Below are 20,845 nucleotides of genomic sequence, written 5' to 3'. Positions count from 1 at the left end.
CCATTTCAGCGCCTCTCATGATTCGCGTCAAATATTAATAAAATCATGAACAATACTTTTTAAGTATCAATCAAGCACTTTGACTGGAGCTGGAATGGAATTACGCCTGTTGCGCTACTTTGTCGTCGTGGCCGAAGAGCTGCACTTTGGCCGTGCCGCCCAGCGGCTGGCCATCTCGCAGCCGCCGCTGAGCGTGGCCATCAAACAGCTGGAGCAGGAGCTGCAAGCCAGTCTTTTTGAGCGCAACAGCAAGGAAGTGCGCATGACGGCAGCGGGCGAGCACCTGCTGGGCAAGGCACGCCAGCTGCTGGCCCTGAGCCAACAGGCCGCGCAGGAAACACGCGATGTGGCCCTGGGCACGCGCGGCCATCTGCGCCTGGGTTTTGTCGGCTCCAGCCTGTATCGCGGCCTGCCCCAGGCGCTGGAGCAGTTCCAGCAAACCCACCCCCAGGTGCGCGTGGACATGCTGGAAGCCAACAGCGCCGAGCAAATCCTGGAGCTGCAGCAGATGCGGCTGGACATGGCTCTGGTCCACTCCATACAGCCGCCCGAAACCATTGCCAGCCAGCTCATCATGGAAGAGCCCTTCGTGGTCTGCATGCCCGAGCACCATGCGCTGCATGCCAGCGCAGCCGTCGACTTGGCCGAACTCAGGAACGACCGGCTGATCCTGTTTTCCAGCCTGGTCTCGCCGACCTACCACCAGCGCATCTACGAGATGTGCCAGGCCCACGGCTTCGCACCCGAGGTGCGGCACGAGGTAAGACACTGGCTGTCGGTGATCTCCCTGGTCTCGCTGGGCCAGGGCGTGGCACTGGTACCTGCCGCGCTGGAGCGCGTGGGAATGCCGCGCCTGGTCTTCCGCCCGCTGCTGGGATCACACCCTTCGTCCGAAATGCTGGCCATGTGGCGCCGCACGCCAGCCAATCCGCTGGTGCAGGAGCTGCTGACCTGTCTAAAGCAGGCCGTGGCCGAACTTTGACGCCAAGTCATGGCAACCCAAGTACGGATGCGGGCTGTCCGTTGACCAGCATTCCGCTACGAACTGAGCAGCGCGCTCAATCCGGCCATCGGCTGCAACCGACCGACACAGTCACTATTCCACCCCCCAAGAGCGAGCTCCTTTGACATTTAAACTAGTCGCATGAATCGACGAAATTTGGTGTTATCTGCCCTGGCCGCAGGGTTTGCTCAAGGGGCAATGGCCGGCCCGCAGCTGCAAGAAATGAACGAGTGGTCTCGGTTCTTCACAGAAGCCGATGCACAAGGCTGCATCGTCGTTCTCGATGCCCGAGGTCAATCTGAAACCACCCACGTCTACAACGTGTCGCGTGCCAATCGGCGTTACTCGCCAGCCTCTACTTTCAAGATTCCGCACAGCCTATTCGCGCTTGATGCAGGTCTGCTGCGTGACGAATTTCAAGTCATCCCGTGGGATGGCGTGAAACGACCTACGGCGGCGTGGAACATGGACCAGAATCTGCGCTCGGCGATGAGAAATTCCACCGTCTGGGTATATGAGCGTTTTGCCGAGGAACTCGGCGATGCACGCGAAACCGACTACATGCGAAAGATTGGGTATGGCAATGCGGTCGCCACGGGCGACAAGCCATTCTGGGTTGAGGGCGACCTCGCCATCTCATCTTTCGAGCAGATTGCTTTCCTTCAGCGGCTTTACCGCAATCAACTGCCTTTCCAGGTCGCACACCAACGGCTTGTGAAGGACGTGATGGTCAATGAAGCCGGCCCTGACTGGATACTGCGCGCCAAAACGGGCTGGACCGGAAAAATCGGCTGGTGGGTGGGTTGGGTAGAGTGGCCCAGCGGACCCGTCTTCTTCGCCTTGAACATGGACACACCGAACAGACTCGGCGACCTTGCCAAACGCCAGAGCATTGCACGCAAGGTTTTGCGCTCTATCAACGCACTGCCGACTGCGCCTTAGATTTTGACTCGAGGGCGTAGACCGCCTACCAGGGCTGCGTCTTGAAGTGCCCCTGCGTGCGGTTCTCACCCAGTTCGCAAGTTACATAGCGACACTCGAGCGAATATGGGATGGTATTAGGAAAGTGGGTTCCTGGCCGGCTGCGGCTATCGCTGTTCGACCCGGCGTGCGACTGTCGCAGAACGACCCAAGCGGCTGTTAGTCAATTCAGAGCTGCGCTAGTTTTTTTGCGCATCAATGCATTTTGAAGTGTTACGCCACGACGAATTGGGAACCCTCGCTTCACCACTTGAAAGCCATGTCGAACAAAGAAGGGCTCTGCAGTCTTGCTCACATCAGACGTCATCTCGGCAATGCCAAGCAGTTGGGCTTCTTCTTGAATATGTTTCATCAACAGGGTTCCGATACCTTGTCGCGCATAGGAGCCAGAGACGAAGAAATGGTCTATGTAACCATTAAGCTGAATGTCTGCGTACCCCACAATTTCTTCCTCATGCTCGACGACAAACGGTTGAAGAGCTCTCATATGGCCAGCCCACAGCTCGGGGTCGATATCTGCTGGTGCCCATGCATCTACCTGCTCTGGTGTGTAGTCCTGTGAAGCAGAGTCATGTACGGCTGAAAAAAAGACGCGAAAGAGCGCCGATTCATCGCCATTTCTAAATCTTCGAATGTTCATGAATTGTTAAGCACTCAGCAAGTTAGGACTACTTTTTACCATCAGCGCCGAAGTAAAAATGTCTGCTACTGCCCGACCCCAGCCAGTTACCACCGGCAGACGGATCCACCGAAACACGCACTTCGGCAATGCGAATACATCTGCTTACGGCCCGCATCCAGAACGCTGGCGCTCGGGAATTGATAGCTGTCTTTGTCCCCTGAAGCCAGCTGCGGGATACTTCGTACTTCACCTGCTTCACCGAGAACAACAAATATGCAAGGCCATCCCGAAGTCGTCGACTACCTCAAGGAGCTGCTGCGTGGCGAGCTCGCAGCGCGCGATCAGTACTTCGCGCACTCGCGCATCTATGAAGACCAGGGCTTTAGCAAGCTGTTCACCCGCCTGGACCATGAGATGCAGGAAGAGACCCAGCATGCCGACGCTATCCTGCGCCGCATCCTGATGCTGGGCGACCGCCCCGACATGCGCCCCAAGGAATTCACGCCCGGCGAAACCGTGCCCGAGATGCTGAGCAAGGATCTGGACACCGAATACGAGGTGCGTGCCGGCCTTCAACAAGGCATTGCGCTGTGCGAGCAGCACCGCGACTATGTGAGTCGCGACATTTTGCTGGCCCAGTTGCGCGACACCGAGGAAGACCATGCCTACTGGCTGGAAAAGCAGCTGGGCCTGATCGACAAGGTCGGGCTGCAGAACTATCTGCAAAGCCAGGCCTGAGCCGCAAGACGCTTGGAAAATGCAAAGGCCGCCTTGATAGGGCGGCCTTTTTCATGGCGGGCTCGGACTGATTCAGAGCGCCCCTTGGAAACCAGGGGCTGGGCGAGGCTCAAGCAGCCGTGGTCGCCGGCTCGGTCGGCATGCGCATGGTGCGCACAATGGTGGCCAGCACCACGCCGTAGGCGGGAACGAACAGCAACAGGCTCACCGCCAGCTTGATGACGTAATCGACCATGGCGATTTCCATCCAGTTGGCGGCCATGAAGGCATCGCTGCTGTGCCAGAAAGCGATCGAGAAAAAGGCCGCCGTGTCCAGCACCTGGCCGAACACCGAAGCCGCTGCCGGCGCCAGCCACCAGACATGGCTTTGCTGGCGGATACGGTCAAAGACCTGGATGTCCAGCAACTGGCCCAGCACATAGGCGGCAAAGCTGGCAAGTGCGATGCGGAACACAAAGCTGTTGAAGCTTTGCAGCGCCTCCCAGCCATTGAAGTGGCCCTCATGGAATAGCACGCCCACCACATAGGACACCAAGAGCGCGGGCAACATGGCGCGCGTGATGACGCGCCGCGCCTCGACCTTGCCGATCAGGCGCACGGTCAGGTCGGTGGCCAGGAAGATGAAGGGGAAGCTGAAGGCACCCCAGGTGCTGTGATAGCCCAGCAGCGTGATCGGCAGTTGCACCAGATAGTTGCTGGCGATGACGATGGCGATGTGGAACACCACGAGAACAGAAAGATAAAACGGCACGCGCGACGATGGCGTCTGCACGGCATGAGCGGATGTCATGACATTCCTTTTTGGTCGATGGGGGCGAGGGAACCCATGGTTGCGAAGAAAGCGCCAGCGCGGCGCAACCGTGAATTTTAAGCGTTTGAAATTATCTGCGCCGCCCCGGGCCCGCTTATCCATCCAGGGGCATGGTGGCTATAACGAAAAGCATAGCTGGCAGCGCCTGTCACCTAATAAGGTCAGCATGAAAACAATCTCTTTTCAATGATTGGCAGGCGCTGTCAGCTCTCTTTTTGATTAGCTCAGGCAGCGGCCTGCTGCCCGCCAGCTGCCGCATGGCGCGTGGCACGCAGACCCGCCCACTGCAGATCGGCCAGGGCCAACACCACGACGGCCTGCACCGCCACCCAGGCCACGCCCCAGGCATTCAGCGGCAAGCCTGAGCCAAAGATCAACGCCGCACAGCCCAGCGCCCAGCCCAGATTGCCCACGGCCACCAGGCCGATCAGCGTGCGCGGCACAGGCTGGCGGCGCGCCATCCAGCCGGCGGCCAGCGCATAGGCCAGCAGAAAGATGCCCGTGCCCGTCAGCAAGGAAGGCGGCAAACCCGTCAATTCCGCCAGCGGCTGGGTGGCAGCCAGTTGCAAAGCGCCCGTGGCCGTACAGGAAGCCGCGTCGGCCCACATCACACGAGGCAGAAACCGGGGAGAAGCAAAGAGGGACATGGAAAACTCCTGTTGAATCAAAAGGTCTGCGACCGGCCCTGTGCCGGCTGCTGGACTCCATGATTGCCATCGATCTGCACAGCGTCGATAACCTCGCAGGTCATGGCCTGGCATCTGGCCTGCCACTACGATGCAGCCATGAGCCTCAGCACCGTCCCCTCCTCCCTTGCCCAGCCCGGTGCACGCGCACCGTTCGGCGAGCACCTGCGCCACTGGCGCCAGCACCGCCGGCTGAGTCAGCAAGGTCTGGCGCTGGATGCCGAAATCTCGACCCGTCACCTGAGCTATGTGGAAACCGGCCGTGCACAGCCCAGCCGCGAGATGGTGCTGCGCCTGGCCGAGCGCCTCTCGGTGCCGCTGCGCGAGCGCAACGCGCTGCTGGTGGCCGCGGGCTTTGCGCCCATGTACCAGGCACGCCCGCTGGACCATCCCGATCTGGCTGCCGCGCGCCAGGCCGTGGATCTGGTGCTCAAGAGCCACGAACCCAACCCCGCTCTGGCCGTGGACAGGCACTGGAACCTGGTGGCCGCCAATGCCATCGTGCCGCTGCTGCTGAGCGGCGTGGCCCCCTGGTTGCTGCAGCCGCCCGTGAACGTGCTGCGCCTGAGCCTTCACCCCGAAGGACTGGGGCCGCGCCTGGCCAATGCCGACCAGTGGCGCGCTCATCTGCTGCACCGCTTGCAGCAGCAAATAGCCGCCACGGCAGATAGCGTGCTGCAGGTGCTGCATGACGAGATTGCCGCCTACCCCTGCCATGACGAGGCCACGCATGGAGCATCGCCCGCCAGCCCTATCGCCGTGCCCTTCGAGCTGAACACCGAACTGGGCAAACTGAGCTTCATCAGCACCATCACCATCTTCGGCACGCCCGTGGATGTAACGCTGCAGGAGCTGGCCGTCGAATCCTTTTTTCCGGCCAATGCCGAAACGCAACTGGTGCTGCAGCGGCTGAAACAGCCGGCCTGAAAAAACCAAAGCCCGCAGGACTTTCATCCTGCGGGCTTTGGGAGCCAGGCCTTGGAAGGCCTTGCTGTAGACGCTTACACCTTGGCAGCCACTTCGGCGTACTCGGCGATCTGGTCGAAGTTCATGTAGCGGTACACCGATGCCTTGTCGGCATCGATCACGCCCATTTCGCTCAGGTACTCTTCCTTGGAAGGCAGCTTGCCCAGACGCGAGGCGATCGCAGCCAGTTCGGCCGAGCCCAGGAACACTTGCGTGTTCTTGCCCAGACGGTTGGGGAAGTTGCGGGTGGAGGTGGAGATCACCGTCGCACCTTCACGTACCTGAGCCTGGTTGCCCATGCACAGCGAGCAGCCGGGCATTTCGGTACGGGCACCGGCCGTGCCAAAGGCGGCGTAATGGCCCTCCTTGATCAGCTCGCTCTGGTCCATCTTGGTGGGAGGAGCCACCCACAGCTTGACGGGAATGTCGCGCTGGCCGCCCAGCAGCTTGGCTGCAGCGCGGAAGTGACCGATGTTGGTCATGCACGAACCGATGAAGGCTTCATCGATCTTGGTGCCGGCCACTTCGGACAGGAACTTGGCATCATCGGGATCGTTGGGGCAGCAGACGATAGGTTCCTTGATGTCGGCCAGATCGATTTCGATGACGTGGGCGTACTCGGCGTCCTTGTCGGCAGCCAGCAGATCGGGCTGGGCCAGCCAGGCTTCGACCTTTTCAATGCGGCGTTGCAGCGTCTTGGCGTCCTGGTAACCCTCGGCGATCATGTTCTTCATCAGAACGATGTTCGACGTCAGGTATTCCTTGACCGGCTCGGGGTTGAGCTTGATGGTGCAACCGGCGGCAGAGCGCTCGGCCGAGGCGTCGGACAGCTCGAAAGCTTGCTCGACCTTCAGGTCTGGCAGACCTTCGATTTCCAGGATGCGACCCGAGAATTCGTTGATCTTGCCGGCCTTGGCCACGGTCAGCAGACCGGCCTTGATGGCGTACAGAGGAATTGCGTGCACCAGATCGCGCAAGGTCACGCCGGGCTGCATTTCGCCCTTGAAGCGCACCAGAACCGATTCGGGCATGTCCAGAGGCATCACGCCGGTGGCGGCGCCGAAGGCCACCAGACCGGAGCCTGCGGGGAAGGAAATGCCGATGGGGAAACGGGTGTGCGAGTCGCCGCCGGTGCCCACGGTATCGGGCAACAGCAGGCGGTTGAGCCAGCTGTGGATCACGCCGTCACCAGGACGCAGGGCCACGCCGCCGCGGTTGCTGATGAACTGGGGCAGTTCGCGGTGGGTCTTCACGTCCACGGGCTTGGGGTAAGCGGCCGTGTGGCAGAAGGATTGCATCACCATGTCGGCGGAGAAGCCCAGGCAGGCCAGATCCTTCAACTCGTCGCGGGTCATGGGGCCGGTGGTGTCTTGCGAGCCAACGGTAGTCATGCGGGGTTCGCAGTAAGTACCGGGACGCACGCCCTGGCCTTCTGGCAGACCGACAGCACGACCGACCATCTTTTGGGCCAGAGTGAAGCCAGCCTTGGTTTCAGTCGGCGCAGTGGGCAGACGGAAAGCGGTGGAAGCAGCCAGACCCAGGAATTCGCGGGCCTTGGCGGTCAGCGAACGGCCGATGATCAGGTTGATACGGCCGCCGGCGCGCACTTCGTCAAACAGCACGTCGCTCTTGAGCTGGAACTCGGCAACGGTCGCGCCGTCCTTGACGATCTTGCCGTCGTAGGGCAGCACGTCGATCACATCGCCCATTTCCAGCTTGGAAACGTCCACTTCGATAGGCAGCGAGCCCGAATCTTCCTGCGTGTTGAAGAAGATGGGAGCAATCTTGCCGCCCAGGGTCACGCCACCAAAGCGCTTGTTGGGGACGAAAGGAATGTCCTGGCCGGTGGCCCAGACGATGGAGTTGGTCGCCGACTTGCGCGAAGAACCGGTGCCCACCACGTCGCCCACGTAGGCGACCAGGTTGCCCTTGGCCTTGAGCTCGTCGATGAACTTCATGGGACCGCGCTTGCCGTCTTCCTCGGGCTTGAACGCCGCGTCGGGACGCGTGTTCTTGAGCATGGCCAGGTAGTGCAGCGGAATGTCGGGACGGCTCCAAGCATCGGGAGCGGGCGACAGATCGTCGGTATTGGTTTCGCCGGGCACCTTGAAGACGGTGACGGTGATCTTCTTTTCGACTTCGGGACGCGAAGTGAACCACTCGGCGTCAGCCCAGCTTTGCATCACTTCCTTGGCCTTGGCATTGCCGGCCTTAGCCTTGTCGGCCACGTCGTTGAAGAAGTCGAACATCAGCAATGTCTTCTTCAGCGCATCGGCAGCCACGCCGGCGACTTCGGCGTCGTCCAGCAGCTCGATCAGGGGATGAACGTTGTAGCCGCCCACCATGGTGCCCAGCAGCTCGGTGGCCTTGGACTTGGAGATGAGCGCCACTTTCACGTCGCCATGGGCCACGGCAGCCAGGAAGGAAGCCTTGACCTTGGCCGCATCGTCCACTCCGGGCGGCACGCGGTGGGTCAGCAGATCGAGCAGAAAGGCGTCTTCGCCAGCGGGCGGGTTCTTGATCAGCTCGATCAGCTCAGCGACTTGCTTGGCATCCAGAGGCAGAGGGGGGATGCCCAGTGCGGCGCGTTCTGCCACATGGTCACGGTAGGCTTTCAACATGGGTTCTCTCCAATGGTTTTTTCGGAAAAGGCTGCGCGGGTGGCGCAAATCACAGGGCTGCCATGCGTGGGACAGGGCAGCCCTCAGCCTTGCGGGACTTATTTGTTGTCCAACAGGCTAGGAGGTGGGTTCTTCTTGATGGCGTCGGCCACTTGCTGCTGCTCGGGGCTCATGCATTCATCGGCCAGGCGCTGGCCGGCCTTCTGGTTCATCAACATGGACTTGTTGGCAATCTGCAGCCAGACCGCGCCAGCGGCCTTGTCTTCCAGACGCACGGTGCCGGTGGTGGTGCTCACAGGCGCCATGTGGTACTTGAAGCCACGGCCGTCCACGATGAAGTAGCCGGGGTTGGCCGAATCGGCCGTCACGTTCACGTGGGCACCCAGCTCGCAGGGAATGCGGCCCTTGAACACGCGCTCGGACACGGCCAGATCTTCCGTGCTCAAGGCAGCAGAGGCCGGACCGGCGGCCACCACGGCAACCGCAGCACCAGCGGCGGCAGCACCGGCTGCAGCCTTCACGCCTTTCTTGGCAGCAGACTTCTTGGCGGGAGCCGTGGTCTTGGCTGTGCTCTTGGTCGGGGTGGCGGCAACGGCGGCGTGGTTGACCACCATCAGGGGGGCGGCGATCAAAAGAGTGGCGATGAGGGTCTTCATAGGAACAAGCTCCTGAGACTTTCTGTTGGGTTCAATGATTGAATTCAGGAGCAAACCACGGTTGCACAGCATCCGGCAAGGTCAGCCCCGTTTGATGAGCGCGCTCAAGCAGCTGCCAGAAATAGCGATAACTGGCGCGATCATGTAATACCCCATCCAGACTGATGGGGGCCCAATTTTGCACTGCCGCCACGGTAAGAATTTGTGCCGCCTGTCTCACCTCGTCATCTGCGGGCGCAAACGCACGCAAAATGGGACGAATCTGGTCCGGGTGAATACTCCACATGCGGGTGTAGCCCAGCTCGCGCGAAGCTTTTTGCGCGCAGGCCTGCAGCGCCTGCGGATTCTTGAACTCGGTCACCACGCAGTGCGAAGGCACTTTGCCATGGGCATGGCAGGCGGCGGCAATCTCCAGCTTGGCACGCACGACCAGCGGATGCTCGAACTGACCCTGCGCCGTCATGGCCGAAGCGGGAATCGCACCGCCATGGGCCGAGACAAAGTCCATCAGCCCAAACGAGATGCTTTGCACTGCGGGGTGAGAGGCAATCTCGAAAGCCTGCTGCACCGCCGCCGGCGATTCAATCAAAACATGTAGCGGAATACTCTTATCTGATGCACGCTGCAAGGCCTTTTCAGCCATGAGCACGTCGTCCACGCTTTCCACCTTGGGCAGCATGATGTGGCACAGGCGCTCACCGGCTTCGCCGGCAATGATGTCCAGATCCTGCTGAAAGTGGGCATGGTCCACCGCATGAACGCGGGCCGCCACGCGGGTGCCTGCGGCTGCGCCATTGGCCAGCTCGGCCACCAGCTTGGCATGCTCAGCTTCCTGCCCCACGGGCGCGCCGTCTTCGCAGTCCAGCGTCACATCAAAGACGCAGGTGCCGAATTCCTGCAGCATTTCAGCCTGCAGCTGCAGGCTTTTGCGCATGCGCACTTCCACGCCGCTGTAGTGGTCGCAAACCGGCAGACGCAGGGCTCCGCCTTGCGCGTCCAACAAAACTGTCGCGGGATGAACCATTTCCATCGTCGTCATGCCTTGCGCTGAGCCAGCAAAAAAAGTCGGGGGAAAGCCAGCAGGCGTTTGCCATCGGCACGCTGCGGATAGGCCACATCGATGCGGCGCTGGTACTCGGCCAGAAACTCGGTCTGCAGCGAAGCGGGCAGACCTTCGACAAAGGGCTTGAGCCCGGTTCCGCTCAACCACTGAACAATGGCCGCAGCGGACTCCATGGGATGCTGGTACACCGTGTGCCACACATCCACGCAGGCAGACTGTGCGCCAGGCGCAGCCAGTAAATCGTAATAAGCCCCTATGGGCAAAATCTCGGTGCGCACCTTGTTGGCATCACCGATATGCGAGACAAACTGCGGCAGCTCGGCCACTTCGCGCATGAGGCGGTGCGAGGGCTGCTGACGGTTGTCAGGCATCTGTATCGCCAGCACGCCACCGGGGGCCAGTTGCGAAAACAGACGCGGAATCAGCTCTTCATGCCCGCCCACCCATTGCAGGGAAGCGTTGGCATAAATCAGATCGGGGGCGATGCCATCGGCATCCGCGCCCTGCTCTGGTGCCCAGGAAGCAATATCTCCCAAGGCAAACCGGGCCTGGGCAAGCGCCTTGCGAGCGGCTTGCACCATGGCCTCGGAATTGTCGATGCCCAGGACCTGGGCACCGACAAAGCGCTGGACCAGCAGCTCGGTGGAATTACCCGGCCCGCAGCCCAGGTCCACCACATGGCGGGCCTGAGTCAGGGGCACGCGTGCCAGCAGCTCTGCCGCAGGGCGCGTACGCTCATTGGCAAAGCGCAGATACAGCGCAGGGTTCCAATCTTGCATGCGAGTCGCTGGCTTTTGGCTTACAGCAGGTGCTTGACGCCGTCTTGCTCGCCTTGCAGCTCAGCCAGAGTCTTGTCGATGCCTTCTTGCGAGAAAGCGTCGATTTCCAGACCTTCGACGATCTTGTATTCGCCGTTTTCAGTGGTCACGGGGAAGCCGAACACGATGCCGGCAGGAATGCCGTACTCGCCATTGGAAGGCACGCCCATGGTGACCCATTCGCCGTTGGAGCCCAGAGCCCAGTCGCGCATGTGGTCGATGGCAGCGTTGGCAGCCGATGCAGCCGAAGACAGGCCACGAGCTGCAATGATGGCAGCGCCGCGCTTGCCCACGGTGGGCAGGAACACGTCCTTGTTCCAGACTTGATCGTTGATCATGTCCTTCACAGACTTGCCGTCCACGGTAGCGAAGCGGTAGTCAGCGTACATGGTGGGCGAGTGGTTGCCCCACACGGTCAGGTGCTTGATGTCGCCAACCTTGAAGCCTGCCTTGGCAGCCAGCTGGGAAGCGGCACGGTTGTGGTCCAGACGCAGCATGGCGGTGAAGTTCTTGGCTGGCAGATCGGGAGCCGACTTCATGGCGATGTAAGCGTTGGTGTTGGCGGGGTTGCCCACGACCAGCACCTTCACGTTGCGCGAAGCAACAGCGTTCAGAGCCTTGCCCTGGGCCGTGAAGATCTGGGCATTGGCCGCCAGCAGGTCAGCACGTTCCATGCCGGGACCGCGAGGACGGGCACCCACGAGCAGAGCGTAGTCGGTGTCCTTGAAGGCTGTCAGAGGATCGCTGTGGGCTTCGATGCCGGCCAGCAGAGGGAATGCGCAGTCTTCCAGCTCCATGATCACGCCCTTCAGAGCGTTCTGAGCCTTCTCGTCGGGAATCTCAAGCAGTTGCAAAATGACGGGCTGATCCTTGCCCAACATTTCGCCGGAGGCGATGCGGAACAACAGTGCGTAACCGATTTGGCCAGCTGCGCCAGTAACGGCAACACGGACGGGCTTCTTGCTCATGGTGAAACTCCAATTGGAAAAAAGTGGGATGTTATGAGTGCCAGGCGGCACCAGCGTCTAACACCGGCAGCCCGTGCGCCACAAAACATGGCGGAAGTGTACTGCTGAATTCTAAGCCTGGTCAATTTGTCTTATATCTTATATAAGATATGATCCACAAAGAGCTACACTAGCATAAACACCCAATCGTTTTTGCGCGTCGCATCGCGGAGGCACCCCTCTAAAAAAACTATGTCTACCCTTCACCATCAAGCCCCAGAATCCGCCACCAACACCGGTGGCGCTGGCGTATCGACCCCGGCCTTCAGCCCGCTTTATCAACAGATCAAGGGGCTGATCCTGCAGAGCCTTGAGGCTGGCGAATGGCGCCCCGGAGAACTGATTCCCAGCGAAATGGAACTGGCGGCCCGCTTCAAGGTCAGCCAGGGCACGGTGCGCAAGGCCATTGACGAGCTGGCAGCCGAGAACCTGGTGATGCGTCGCCAGGGCAAAGGTACTTTCGTGGCCACCCACGCCGCCCAGCAGGTGCAATACCGATTTCTGAAGCTGCAACCCGACGCGGGCGACCTGCAGCGCGAAGGCCGTGCCGAGCGCCATATCCTGGAGTGCCGCCGCCTGCGCGCGCCCGCCGACGTGGCCCGCGCCCTGGCCCTGCGCACGGGCGATGCCGTCATGCATGTGCGCCGCACCCTGGCGTTTGCCGGTATTCCTACGATTTTGGAAGACATCTGGCTGCCGGGCAACGCCTTCAAGGGCCTGACAATCGAGCAAATGTCCAATTATCAGGGCCCAACCTACGCCATGTTCGAGCTCGAATATGGCGTGCGCATGGTGCGGGCCGATGAAAAAATTCGTGCCGTTCTCCCTGACGCAGAGCAGTCGCAGATTCTGGGCATTCCCAGCACTACGCCACTCCTCAGCGTGGAGCGCACGGCCTTCACCTACAACGATGTTCCCATGGAGTTACGCCGCGGCCTGTACCGCACCGATACCCATCATTACCGCAATGCTTTGAGCTAAATCCCCCGGAAAAGCGTGAATTGCAACGACTCTCTGTCGTCTGCTAAGCAATTTCGGCCAACAGCTTCTGCTGCATTGCAATAGAATTTTGTGTCGCTTCGCACTAGCGATTACAACGCAGTTACATCCACGAAAGCCCCCTGCCATGACAGAGCAATCAAAACAGCGGCCAGAGTTCCGCAACATCAACCTCTTGAAAGACTTGCCGACCTACAGAATGGCTCCTGCCGCCTGGGTCTCCATCCTGCACCGCGTCAGCGGCTTGCTGATGTTCCTCTTGTTGCCATTCATCATCTGGATGTTCGACAAGTCCCTGTCTTCGGAAATCTCGTTTGATGCGTTCACTTCGGTTTTCGCCGGCAGCTTCGGCTGGCTGGCCAAGCTGGCTTGCCTGGCCTTGATCTGGGCTTATCTGCACCACTTCTGCGCCGGTGTTCGCCACCTGGTGATGGACGTGAACCACCACGCTGCCAACAAGCAGACCGGCAAGAGCACTGCCTTGACCGTGCTGGTCATCAGCCTCGCCCTGACTGCTGCGCTCGGCGCCAAGCTGTTTGGCCTGTACTAATCAGTACAGCAGCAATCAAACCCTCACGATAAGGAAAAACCATGTCCGTGAATTACGGCTCCAAGCGCACCGTGGTCGGCGCGCATTACGGCACCCGCGACTTCCTGGCCCAGCGCGCGACTGCAGTGCTGATGGCACTGTTCACTGTGGTTCTGCTGGTTCGCTTTCTGACTTCCGGCGAACCCGTGGGCTATGAAATGTGGGCCGGCGTCTTTGCCCCCCAATGGATGAAGTTCCTGACCCTGACACTGTTTGTGTCGCTGGGCTGGCACGCCTGGATTGGCGTGCGCGACATCTGGATGGACTATGTGCAGCCCGTGGGCCTGCGTTTTGTCCTGCACGTTTTCACGATCGTCTGGCTGGTCGGCTGCATCGGCTGGGGCATTCAGGTTCTGTGGCGTCTCTGATCGAGACACAGTCTCCACGATTGAAGGTTAAGAATGAGCTATACCAAAGCAAAAATCACCAAGCGCAAGTTTGACGTCGTCATCGTCGGTGCCGGCGGCTCCGGCCTGCGCGCTGCGCTGGAACTGTCGCGTGCCGGTCTGTCCGTCGCTTCGCTGACCAAAGTTTTCCCTACCCGTTCGCACACCGTGGCTGCTCAAGGTGGCGTGTCCGCGTCGCTGGGCAACATGGCCGAAGACAACTGGCACTATCACTTCTACGACACCATCAAGGGCTCTGACTGGCTGGGCGACCAGGACGCCATCGAGTTCATGTGCCGTGAAGCACCCAACGTCGTCATCGAGCTCGAACACTTCGGCATGCCGTTCGACCGCAACCCCGACGGCACCATCTACCAGCGTCCTTTCGGCGGCCACACGGCCAACTACGGCGAAAAGCCCGTGCAACGTGCCTGCGCTGCCGCTGACCGTACCGGTCACGCCATGCTGCACACGCTGTACCAGCAAAACGTGGCTTCCAAGACCAACTTCTTCGTGGAGTGGATGGCCCTGGATCTGATCCGCAACGTGGACGGCGATGTGGTGGGCGTGACCGCCATCGAACTGGAAACCGGCGACCTGTACGAGCTGCACGCCAAGGCGGTGCTGCTGGCTACCGGTGGCGCTGGCCGCATTTTCCAGGCTTCGACCAATGCCTTCATCAACACCGGCGACGGCCTGGGCATGGCAGCACGCGCTGGCATCCCGCTGCAAGACATGGAATTCTGGCAGTTCCACCCCACCGGCGTGGCCGGTGCCGGCGTGCTGCTGACCGAAGGCTGCCGTGGCGAAGGCGCTATTTTGCTCAATAGCGAAGGCGAGCGCTTCATGGAGCGTTACGCGCCTACCCTGAAGGACTTGGCTCCACGTGACTTCGTGTCCCGCTCCATGGACCAGGAAATCAAGGAAGGTCGCGGCTGCGGTCCCAACAAGGACTACATCCTGATGAAGCTGGACCACCTGGGTGCAGACACCATCCGCAAGCGCCTGCCTTCGGTGGAAGAAATCGGCCACAACTTCGCCAACGTGGACATCACCAAGGAACCCATTCCCGTGGTTCCCACCATCCACTACCAGATGGGCGGCATCCCCACCAACATCAACGGCCAGGTCGTGACCTGGGACGGACAGCAAAACAACGTGGTCAACGGCTTGTACGCCGTGGGCGAATGTTCTTGCGTGTCGGTGCACGGCGCCAACCGCCTGGGCACCAACTCGCTGCTGGACCTGTTGGTGTTCGGCAAGGCTGCGGGCAAGCACATCGTGCAATTCGTCAACGGTTTTGGCGCTCACAAAGCCGTGCCTGCCGACGGCTCGGACCGCACTCTGGCACGTCTGAACCAGCTGCAGGAATCCAAGGAAGGCACGTACGCCCAGGAAGTCGCCGGCGACATCCGCGCTTCCATGCAAAACCATGCTGGCGTGTTCCGCACGCAAAAGAGCATGGACGAAGGCGTGACCAAGATCAACGCCATCCGCGAACGCGTGGGCTCGGTGACTCTGAAGGACAAGTCCATGGTGTGGAATACCGCCCGCATGGAAGCCCTGGAAGTGGACAACCTGATCGAAGTGGCACAGGCCACCATGACATCGGCTGCTGCCCGCAAGGAATGCCGTGGCGCGCACACCGTGTACGACTACGAGCACCCTGCCGACCACGCCGAATTCCCGCTGGGTCGCAACGACAAGGAATGGCTCAAGCACACCTTGTGGGACAGCGCCTCCAACGGCCTGAGCTACAAGCCTGTGAACCTCAAGCCCCTGACCGTTGCCAGCGTACCTCCCAAGGTCCGTACGTTCTAATCCAGCAGCCCACGAGAGAAGATCAAAATGAAGCGTACTTTCAAACTCTACCGCTACGATCCGGATAAAGATTCCAAGCCCTACATGCAAACCGTGCAGGTAGAGCTGGACGGCCATGAACGCATGCTGCTGGATGCACTGGTCAAGCTCAAGGAAATGGATCCTTCCATCTCCTTCCGTCGCTCCTGCCGTGAAGGCGTGTGCGGCTCGGACGCCATGAACATCAACGGCAAGAACGGCCTGGCCTGCCTGACGAACATGAACACCCTCAAGGGCGACATCGTTCTGAAACCCCTGCCCGGCCTGCCCGTGATCCGCGACATGATCGTGGACATGACGCAGTTCTTCAAGCAGTACCACTCGATCAAGCCCTACCTGCAAAGCGATCTGTATGCATCGCCGACCAAGGAACGCCTGCAGTCGCCCGAAGAGCGCGAAGAGCTCAACGGCCTGTACGAGTGCATTTTGTGCGCCAGCTGCTCCACCAGCTGCCCCTCGTTCTGGTGGAACCCCGACAAGTTCGTAGGCCCGGCCGGTCTGCTGCAGGCTTACCGCTTTATCGCGGACAGCCGCGACACGGCCACGGGCGAGCGCCTTGACAACCTGGAAGATCCGTACCGCCTCTTCCGTTGCCACACCATCATGAACTGCGTGGACGTGTGCCCCAAGCACCTGAACCCCACACAGGCCATTGGCAAGATCAAGGAGCTGATGGTTCGCCGAACCGTCTGATGCTGATGACGAATACCCTGCTCGAAGAACGTGAGCGCGACCTGCTGCGGTGGCGCTGCCGCCGTGGTCTGGTTGAAAACGATCTGTTCATCGAGCAGTTCTTCGCCACCTACGCAAGCCAGTTGACGCAAAGACACGCAGCTGGCATGTCTGCCTTGATGGATTTGGCAGACAACGACCTGATGGATCTTTTCTTGCGCCGCAAGGAACCTGAAGGACAACTCGATACCCAAGAAGTCAGGGAAGTGCTGGAGATGGTGCGCAAACGCCAACCCGGCTCTAACCCCCAGTAGGCTAGGCAATCTAGAGAAGGAAGTTTGGAAATGAAACTCGCTGACAACAAAGCAACGCTGTCTTTCAGCAATGGCGCACCCAGCGTCGAGCTGCCGGTTTATCAGGGCAACATCGGCCCGGATGTGATCGACATCCGCAAGCTGTACGGTCAGTCCGGCATGTTCACTTATGACCCGGGCTTCCTCTCTACTGCCGCCTGCCAGTCCGCCATCACCTATATCGATGGCGACAAGGGCGAGTTGCTGTACCGCGGCTACCCCATCGAACAGCTGGCCAAGAACTGCAACTTCCTGGAAACCTGTTACCTGCTGCTGTACGGCGAGCTGCCCAACGAAACCCAGAAGGCTGACTTCGAAAACCGCGTGACTCAGCACACGATGGTCAACGAGCAGATGCAGTTCTTCCTGCGCGGTTTCCGTCGCGATGCTCACCCCATGGCCGTGTTGACCGGTCTGGTGGGCGGCATGTCGGCCTTCTATCACGACAGCACCGACATCAACAACCCAGAACACCGCGAAATCGCCGCGATCCGCCTGATCGCCAAGATGCCTACGCTGGTGTCCATGGCATACAAGTACGGTGTGGGCCAGCCCTACATGTACCCCAAGAACGATCTGTCGTACGCTGGCAACTTCATGCGCATGATGTTCGGCAACCCTTGCGAAGAGTACAAGGTCAACCCCGTGGTTGAACGCGCTCTGGACCGCATCTTCATCCTGCACGCAGACCACGAGCAAAACGCTTCGACCTCCACCGTGCGCCTGTGCGGTTCGTCGGGCACCAACCCCTTCGCCGCGATCTCCGCCGGCGTGGCCTGCCTGTGGGGCCCTGCCCACGGCGGCGCCAACGAAGCCTGCCTGAACATGCTGGAACAGATCCAGGCCAATGGCGGCATCGCCAAGGTTGGCGAGTTCATGGAACAGGTCAAGGACAAGACCAGCGGCGTGAAGCTGATGGGCTTTGGCCACCGCGTGTACAAGAACTACGATCCCCGCGCCAAGCTGATGCAGGAAACCTGCAACGAGATCCTGCAAGAGCTGGGTCTGGAAAAGGATCCTCTGTTCGCCCTGGCCAAGCAAGTCGAGAAGATTGCCCTGGAAGACGACTACTTCGTCTCGCGCAAGCTCTACCCCAACGTGGACTTCTACTCCGGCATCGTGCAACGCGCCATCGGCATTCCAGTAAACCTGTTCACCGGCATCTTCGCCCTGGCCCGCACCGTGGGCTGGATCGCCCAGCTGAACGAACAAATGGCTGACCCCGAGTACAAGATCGGCCGTCCCCGCCAGCTGTTCACCGGCTCGGTGGCCCGCGACGTCAAGCCTATCGCTCAGCGTTGATAGCCTCCATCAGGCCCGGCTTGCCGGGTCTGATGCGAAAAAAGCCCGCAAGCTTCATGCCTGCGGGCTTTTTCTTTGCGCCTAGGAATTTAATGCTTTTTAGCCTCCACCCCAATAACCAAATGCGCCAAAAGCTATCAACTCAATAGCAAACCCAGCTCAGGGCACCAACAAAATCGGCTGAAGCGCACCCTGCGCCTCCAGTTGCCGGTGCGCCCCAGCCGCATCGGCCAACGCAAACTCCAGCGGCTCGCTCATGCGAAAGTGCTGGCGGCGCAAGGCCTCAAACACGCGCCCGGCCATGGCCTCTCTCTGAGCCGGCTGCTTCACGAAGTGGAACACCATGGGACGGCTTACGCTGCTGGAGCGGGCCGCCAGGCGCGCAATCTCCAGCGGCGCCACCGGCCCCGAGGCCTGACCATACATCACCAGCTGCCCGCCCCAGCCCAGACTGGCCAGCGAGCCATCAAAGCTGTCCCGCCCCACACCGTCATAGGCCACATCCACGCCTTCGCCCTGCGTCAGCTCCATCACACGGGCTGCCACATCCTGCGCACCCGGACCCCGGTAGCGGATCACCTCTGCACAGCCCGCCTGCTGCGCCTTGTCTGCCGTGGCATCGCTGCCAGCCGTGCCAATCACCGTGGCACCCAGTTGCCTGGCCCACTGGCAAAGAATCTGGCCCATGCCGCCACCCGCCGCCTGCACCAGAATGCGCGAGCCCAGCCCCACCCGGGCCACACGGTGCAGCAATACATCGGCCGTCAAGCCGCGCAGCAGGCTGGATGCCACCAGGGCATCGCTCAAATCGTCGGGCACGGCAATCAGCTCATCGGCAGCAATCACGCGCTCGGCGGCATACACCGCATAAGCCGCCGAGATATAGCAAACCCGGTCGCCCGGCTTGAAGCGCGTCACGCCTTCGCCCACCTCGGCAATCACCCCCACTGCCTCAATGCCCGGAGTTCCGGGCAGGGCCAGCGTCTTGTATAGGCCTGAGCGCACATAGATGTCATGAAAATTCACGCCAATGCGGCTGTGCTGCACGCGCACCTGGCCAGCCAGCAAGGGACTGGCTGCCACATTGGCGATCTGCAGCACCTCGGGGCCGCCGTATTCCTGAATCACGATTGCGGGGTAAGTCGCCTGGGCCATGCCTGGATCTCCTGCTGATATGTGTCTGAGCACTGTAGCTTGTCCCTGCGCCATGCTGCGAAGCGGCAATTCCTCGACAATGCGCCTCCTGCACTGCCCTTTTTCATCGTATTTATGTCCTTTGCCCCTTTAGGTCTGCGCCCTGAGCTTGTGAACGCTGCCCGTGAACTGGGTCTGGCTGATGCCACCCCCATCCAGGCCCAGGCCATCCCCGCAGTCCTTTCCGGGCGCGATCTGTGGGCCTGCGCGCCCACGGGCTCGGGCAAGACCGCCGCCTATCTGCTGCCGCTGCTGCAGCGCTGGCAAGCCGAAAACGCCAGACGCCAGCACACGGGCTTTGTGCGCAATCTGGCCACGCTGATCCTGGTGCCCACGCGCGAGCTGGCCCTGCAGGTCCATGAAAGCCTGAGCGATCTGGCCCGCAACCTCAAGGATCAGCCGCGCAGCCGCGTGGTCTACGGCGGCGTCTCCATCAACCCGCAGATGATGCAATTGCGCGGCAGCGCCGATTTTCTGGTCGCCACGCCGGGCCGCCTGCTGGATCTGGTGGACAGCAATGCCGTCAGGCTGGGCCAGGTACAGCATCTGGTGCTGGACGAAGCCGACCGACTGCTGGATCTGGGCTTTGCCGAAGAACTCAACCGCGTGCTGGCCCTGCTGCCCGCCAAGCGCCAGACCTTGCTGTTCTCCGCCACCTATCCGCAAAACGTGGAAGCCCTGGCCACCCAGCTGCTGCACGACCCGGTGCGCGCCCAAGTGGATACCGGCAAGGACGCTGAACACTCGATCAGCCCCGAGAACATCAGCCAGCGTGCCATTGCCGTGGACAGCACCCGCCGCGCCCAGCTGCTGCAACAGCTGGCCAAGGGCAGCAAGCAGACCGGCGAAGACGGCAGCGCAGAAGATGCGCCAAGCGACGCATGGGAGCGTGCCCTAGTCTTTGTGGCCAAGCGCCACACGGCCGAGATGCTGGCCAACAAGCTCTACAAGAACGGTATTTTTGCCACCACCTTCCACGGTGACATGAGCCAGGGTGCGCGCAAAGAAGTGCTGGATCAGTTCAAGGCCAAGCGCTGGCAGCTGCTCATCACCACCGATCTGGCCGCACGCGGTATTGATATTTCACAGCTGCCCGTGGTCGTCAACTACGACCTGCCCCGCTCAGCGGCCGACTACATTCACCGTATTGGTCGCACAGGCCGTGCAGGCCATACGGGTCTTGCTATTACTTTTGTTACGCCAGCCGAAACAGCACACTGGAATCTGATCTGCAAGCGCAATGCATTGGATCTGACGCTGGAACAAGTTGCCGGTTTTGAGCCCACCGAGGAAGTGCCACCGCCACCCATAGCCCAGGACGGCAATGGTGGCATCAAGGGCAAGCGCCCCAGCAAGAAGGACAAGCTGCGCGCTGCCGCAGCCAAGCAGCACCCTACCGACTAGAGCCCGAACAGAATACAGCCTACCGTCTGACCAAGACTCAATCGCCCAAAGGCCGCATTTTTGCGGCCTTTTTCTTTCCGCAGCCAGAGCCAACAAGCAAGAACCAACTTTCGG

At 60.7% G+C, this 20,845-nt stretch carries 21 protein-coding genes; 12 read left to right on the top strand and 9 right to left on the bottom strand.

From position 1 onward, the window contains the following. Positions 1 to 94 precede the first annotated feature (94 nt). Together ACNAZA_RS19220 and blaOXA are read left to right on the top strand one after the other, a co-directional pair. Positions 95 to 982 carry a LysR family transcriptional regulator gene (locus tag ACNAZA_RS19220; protein WP_415798115.1) on the top strand — a complete coding sequence of 296 codons (888 nt, stop codon included), beginning with the start codon at positions 95 to 97 and terminating at the stop codon, positions 980 to 982. Positions 983 to 1,201: 219 nt separating this feature from the next. After that, the gene (blaOXA, locus tag ACNAZA_RS19215; RefSeq protein WP_415798136.1) at positions 1,202 to 1,945 is read left to right on the top strand and encodes a class D beta-lactamase; all 744 of its coding nucleotides are present in this window, start codon (positions 1,202 to 1,204) and stop codon (positions 1,943 to 1,945) included. 202 nt (positions 1,946 to 2,147) lie between these two features. Here blaOXA and ACNAZA_RS19210 read toward each other — a convergent pair whose 3' ends face one another. Further along, entirely contained in the window at positions 2,148 to 2,624 is a 477-nt protein-coding gene (locus ACNAZA_RS19210; RefSeq protein WP_415798114.1) for a GNAT family N-acetyltransferase, read from the bottom strand. Positions 2,625 to 2,879: 255 nt separating this feature from the next. Here ACNAZA_RS19210 and bfr point away from each other — a divergent pair, with 255 nt between their 5' ends. Next, positions 2,880 to 3,344 (top strand): bacterioferritin, encoded by a 465-nt coding sequence (bfr, locus tag ACNAZA_RS19205; RefSeq protein ID WP_415798113.1) that lies wholly within the window; start codon positions 2,880 to 2,882, stop codon positions 3,342 to 3,344. 109 nt (positions 3,345 to 3,453) lie between these two features. On the opposite strand, the gene ACNAZA_RS19200 is transcribed toward bfr, so the two are convergent. Both ACNAZA_RS19200 and ACNAZA_RS19195 read right to left on the bottom strand, forming a co-directional pair. Further along, a complete protein-coding gene (locus ACNAZA_RS19200) occupies positions 3,454 to 4,134 on the bottom strand; it encodes a 7-cyano-7-deazaguanine/7-aminomethyl-7-deazaguanine transporter (protein ID WP_415798112.1) in 681 nt (226 codons plus the stop codon). Positions 4,135 to 4,379: 245 nt separating this feature from the next. After that, a complete protein-coding gene (locus ACNAZA_RS19195; RefSeq protein ID WP_415798111.1) occupies positions 4,380 to 4,802 on the bottom strand; it encodes a hypothetical protein in 423 nt (140 codons plus the stop codon). A gap of 138 nt (positions 4,803 to 4,940) precedes the next feature. Between ACNAZA_RS19195 and ACNAZA_RS19190 the strand changes: the two genes are divergently transcribed. Further along, on the top strand, positions 4,941 to 5,768 hold the full coding sequence (locus ACNAZA_RS19190) for a helix-turn-helix domain-containing protein (protein ID WP_415798135.1): 828 nt from the start codon (positions 4,941 to 4,943) through the stop codon (positions 5,766 to 5,768). A 74-nt stretch (positions 5,769 to 5,842) separates the two neighbouring features. Here ACNAZA_RS19190 and acnB read toward each other — a convergent pair whose 3' ends face one another. From acnB to ACNAZA_RS19165, 5 genes are all read right to left on the bottom strand, one after another. Beyond that, a complete protein-coding gene (acnB, locus tag ACNAZA_RS19185) occupies positions 5,843 to 8,428 on the bottom strand; it encodes a bifunctional aconitate hydratase 2/2-methylisocitrate dehydratase (protein WP_415798110.1) in 2,586 nt (861 codons plus the stop codon). Between the two features lie 98 nt (positions 8,429 to 8,526). Beyond that, a complete protein-coding gene (locus ACNAZA_RS19180) occupies positions 8,527 to 9,084 on the bottom strand; it encodes a hypothetical protein (RefSeq protein WP_415798109.1) in 558 nt (185 codons plus the stop codon). Positions 9,085 to 9,115: 31 nt separating this feature from the next. Beyond that, positions 9,116 to 10,123 carry an HpcH/HpaI aldolase/citrate lyase family protein gene (locus ACNAZA_RS19175; RefSeq protein ID WP_415798108.1) on the bottom strand — a complete coding sequence of 336 codons (1,008 nt, stop codon included), beginning with the start codon at positions 10,121 to 10,123 and terminating at the stop codon, positions 9,116 to 9,118. Then, complete coding sequence (gene tam / locus ACNAZA_RS19170; protein WP_415798107.1) at positions 10,120 to 10,926, bottom strand: trans-aconitate 2-methyltransferase; 807 nt, start codon at positions 10,924 to 10,926, stop codon at positions 10,120 to 10,122. Before tam ends, ACNAZA_RS19175 begins: the two co-directional genes overlap by 4 nt. Before the next feature lie 20 nt (positions 10,927 to 10,946). Beyond that, positions 10,947 to 11,933: a malate dehydrogenase gene (locus ACNAZA_RS19165; RefSeq protein ID WP_120969715.1), complete on the bottom strand. Its 987-nt coding sequence runs from the start codon at positions 11,931 to 11,933 to the stop codon at positions 10,947 to 10,949. Between the two features lie 231 nt (positions 11,934 to 12,164). Here ACNAZA_RS19165 and ACNAZA_RS19160 point away from each other — a divergent pair, with 231 nt between their 5' ends. From ACNAZA_RS19160 to ACNAZA_RS19130, 7 genes are all read left to right on the top strand, one after another. After that, complete coding sequence (locus tag ACNAZA_RS19160; protein ID WP_415798106.1) at positions 12,165 to 12,953, top strand: GntR family transcriptional regulator; 789 nt, start codon at positions 12,165 to 12,167, stop codon at positions 12,951 to 12,953. A 145-nt stretch (positions 12,954 to 13,098) separates the two neighbouring features. Further along, entirely contained in the window at positions 13,099 to 13,521 is a 423-nt protein-coding gene (gene sdhC, locus ACNAZA_RS19155; protein ID WP_415798105.1) for a succinate dehydrogenase, cytochrome b556 subunit, read from the top strand. Positions 13,522 to 13,562: 41 nt separating this feature from the next. Then, positions 13,563 to 13,928 carry a succinate dehydrogenase, hydrophobic membrane anchor protein gene (gene sdhD / locus ACNAZA_RS19150; protein WP_120969724.1) on the top strand — a complete coding sequence of 122 codons (366 nt, stop codon included), beginning with the start codon at positions 13,563 to 13,565 and terminating at the stop codon, positions 13,926 to 13,928. Between the two features lie 33 nt (positions 13,929 to 13,961). Continuing rightward, positions 13,962 to 15,767, top strand: coding sequence for a succinate dehydrogenase flavoprotein subunit (sdhA, locus tag ACNAZA_RS19145; protein ID WP_415798104.1), 1,806 nt, complete (start codon positions 13,962 to 13,964; stop codon positions 15,765 to 15,767). Between the two features lie 27 nt (positions 15,768 to 15,794). Continuing rightward, complete coding sequence (locus ACNAZA_RS19140) at positions 15,795 to 16,499, top strand: succinate dehydrogenase iron-sulfur subunit (RefSeq protein WP_120969730.1); 705 nt, start codon at positions 15,795 to 15,797, stop codon at positions 16,497 to 16,499. Beyond that, on the top strand, positions 16,499 to 16,792 hold the full coding sequence (locus tag ACNAZA_RS19135) for an FAD assembly factor SdhE (protein ID WP_120969733.1): 294 nt from the start codon (positions 16,499 to 16,501) through the stop codon (positions 16,790 to 16,792). Before ACNAZA_RS19140 ends, ACNAZA_RS19135 begins: the two co-directional genes overlap by 1 nt. Positions 16,793 to 16,822: 30 nt before the next feature. Continuing rightward, positions 16,823 to 18,133, top strand: coding sequence for a citrate synthase (locus ACNAZA_RS19130; protein ID WP_120969736.1), 1,311 nt, complete (start codon positions 16,823 to 16,825; stop codon positions 18,131 to 18,133). Positions 18,134 to 18,292: 159 nt separating this feature from the next. Here the strand turns inward: ACNAZA_RS19130 and ACNAZA_RS19125 are convergent, their stop codons facing one another. After that, the gene (locus tag ACNAZA_RS19125; RefSeq protein ID WP_415798103.1) at positions 18,293 to 19,288 is read right to left on the bottom strand and encodes a quinone oxidoreductase family protein; all 996 of its coding nucleotides are present in this window, start codon (positions 19,286 to 19,288) and stop codon (positions 18,293 to 18,295) included. A 114-nt stretch (positions 19,289 to 19,402) separates the two neighbouring features. Between ACNAZA_RS19125 and ACNAZA_RS19120 the strand changes: the two genes are divergently transcribed. Further along, positions 19,403 to 20,731: a DEAD/DEAH box helicase gene (locus ACNAZA_RS19120; protein WP_415798102.1), complete on the top strand. Its 1,329-nt coding sequence runs from the start codon at positions 19,403 to 19,405 to the stop codon at positions 20,729 to 20,731. Positions 20,732 to 20,845: the final 114 nt, after the last annotated feature.

Source organism: Comamonas aquatilis, from assembly GCF_965139575.1.
GTDB lineage: Bacteria > Pseudomonadota > Gammaproteobacteria > Burkholderiales > Burkholderiaceae_C > Comamonas > Comamonas aquatilis.
Note: the sequence above shows the minus strand (reverse complement) of the source record. Positions and strands in the feature narration are given on the sequence as shown.

Bases quoted from the DNA above. Each gene is read 5' to 3' on its own strand.
- sdhD (WP_120969724.1), top strand. From the start codon at position 13,563: ATGTCCGTGAATTACGGCTCCAAGCGCACCGTGGTCGGCGCGCATTAC.
- ACNAZA_RS19220 (WP_415798115.1), top strand. From the start codon at position 95: ATGGAATTACGCCTGTTGCGCTACTTTGTCGTCGTGGCCGAAGAGCTG.
- ACNAZA_RS19140 (WP_120969730.1), top strand. From the start codon at position 15,795: ATGAAGCGTACTTTCAAACTCTACCGCTACGATCCGGATAAAGATTCC.
- bfr (WP_415798113.1), top strand. From the start codon at position 2,880: ATGCAAGGCCATCCCGAAGTCGTCGACTACCTCAAGGAGCTGCTGCGT.
- ACNAZA_RS19165 (WP_120969715.1), bottom strand. From the start codon at position 11,933: ATGAGCAAGAAGCCCGTCCGTGTTGCCGTTACTGGCGCAGCTGGCCAA.
- ACNAZA_RS19195 (WP_415798111.1), bottom strand. From the start codon at position 4,802: ATGTCCCTCTTTGCTTCTCCCCGGTTTCTGCCTCGTGTGATGTGGGCC.
- sdhC (WP_415798105.1), top strand. From the start codon at position 13,099: ATGACAGAGCAATCAAAACAGCGGCCAGAGTTCCGCAACATCAACCTC.
- ACNAZA_RS19125 (WP_415798103.1), bottom strand. From the start codon at position 19,288: ATGGCCCAGGCGACTTACCCCGCAATCGTGATTCAGGAATACGGCGGC.
- ACNAZA_RS19190 (WP_415798135.1), top strand. From the start codon at position 4,941: ATGAGCCTCAGCACCGTCCCCTCCTCCCTTGCCCAGCCCGGTGCACGC.
- ACNAZA_RS19210 (WP_415798114.1), bottom strand. From the start codon at position 2,624: ATGAACATTCGAAGATTTAGAAATGGCGATGAATCGGCGCTCTTTCGC.
- ACNAZA_RS19200 (WP_415798112.1), bottom strand. From the start codon at position 4,134: ATGACATCCGCTCATGCCGTGCAGACGCCATCGTCGCGCGTGCCGTTT.
- acnB (WP_415798110.1), bottom strand. From the start codon at position 8,428: ATGTTGAAAGCCTACCGTGACCATGTGGCAGAACGCGCCGCACTGGGC.
- ACNAZA_RS19135 (WP_120969733.1), top strand. From the start codon at position 16,499: ATGCTGATGACGAATACCCTGCTCGAAGAACGTGAGCGCGACCTGCTG.
- sdhA (WP_415798104.1), top strand. From the start codon at position 13,962: ATGAGCTATACCAAAGCAAAAATCACCAAGCGCAAGTTTGACGTCGTC.
- ACNAZA_RS19130 (WP_120969736.1), top strand. From the start codon at position 16,823: ATGAAACTCGCTGACAACAAAGCAACGCTGTCTTTCAGCAATGGCGCA.
- ACNAZA_RS19175 (WP_415798108.1), bottom strand. From the start codon at position 10,123: ATGACGACGATGGAAATGGTTCATCCCGCGACAGTTTTGTTGGACGCG.
- blaOXA (WP_415798136.1), top strand. From the start codon at position 1,202: ATGGCCGGCCCGCAGCTGCAAGAAATGAACGAGTGGTCTCGGTTCTTC.
- ACNAZA_RS19120 (WP_415798102.1), top strand. From the start codon at position 19,403: ATGTCCTTTGCCCCTTTAGGTCTGCGCCCTGAGCTTGTGAACGCTGCC.
- ACNAZA_RS19160 (WP_415798106.1), top strand. From the start codon at position 12,165: ATGTCTACCCTTCACCATCAAGCCCCAGAATCCGCCACCAACACCGGT.
- tam (WP_415798107.1), bottom strand. From the start codon at position 10,926: ATGCAAGATTGGAACCCTGCGCTGTATCTGCGCTTTGCCAATGAGCGT.
- ACNAZA_RS19180 (WP_415798109.1), bottom strand. From the start codon at position 9,084: ATGAAGACCCTCATCGCCACTCTTTTGATCGCCGCCCCCCTGATGGTG.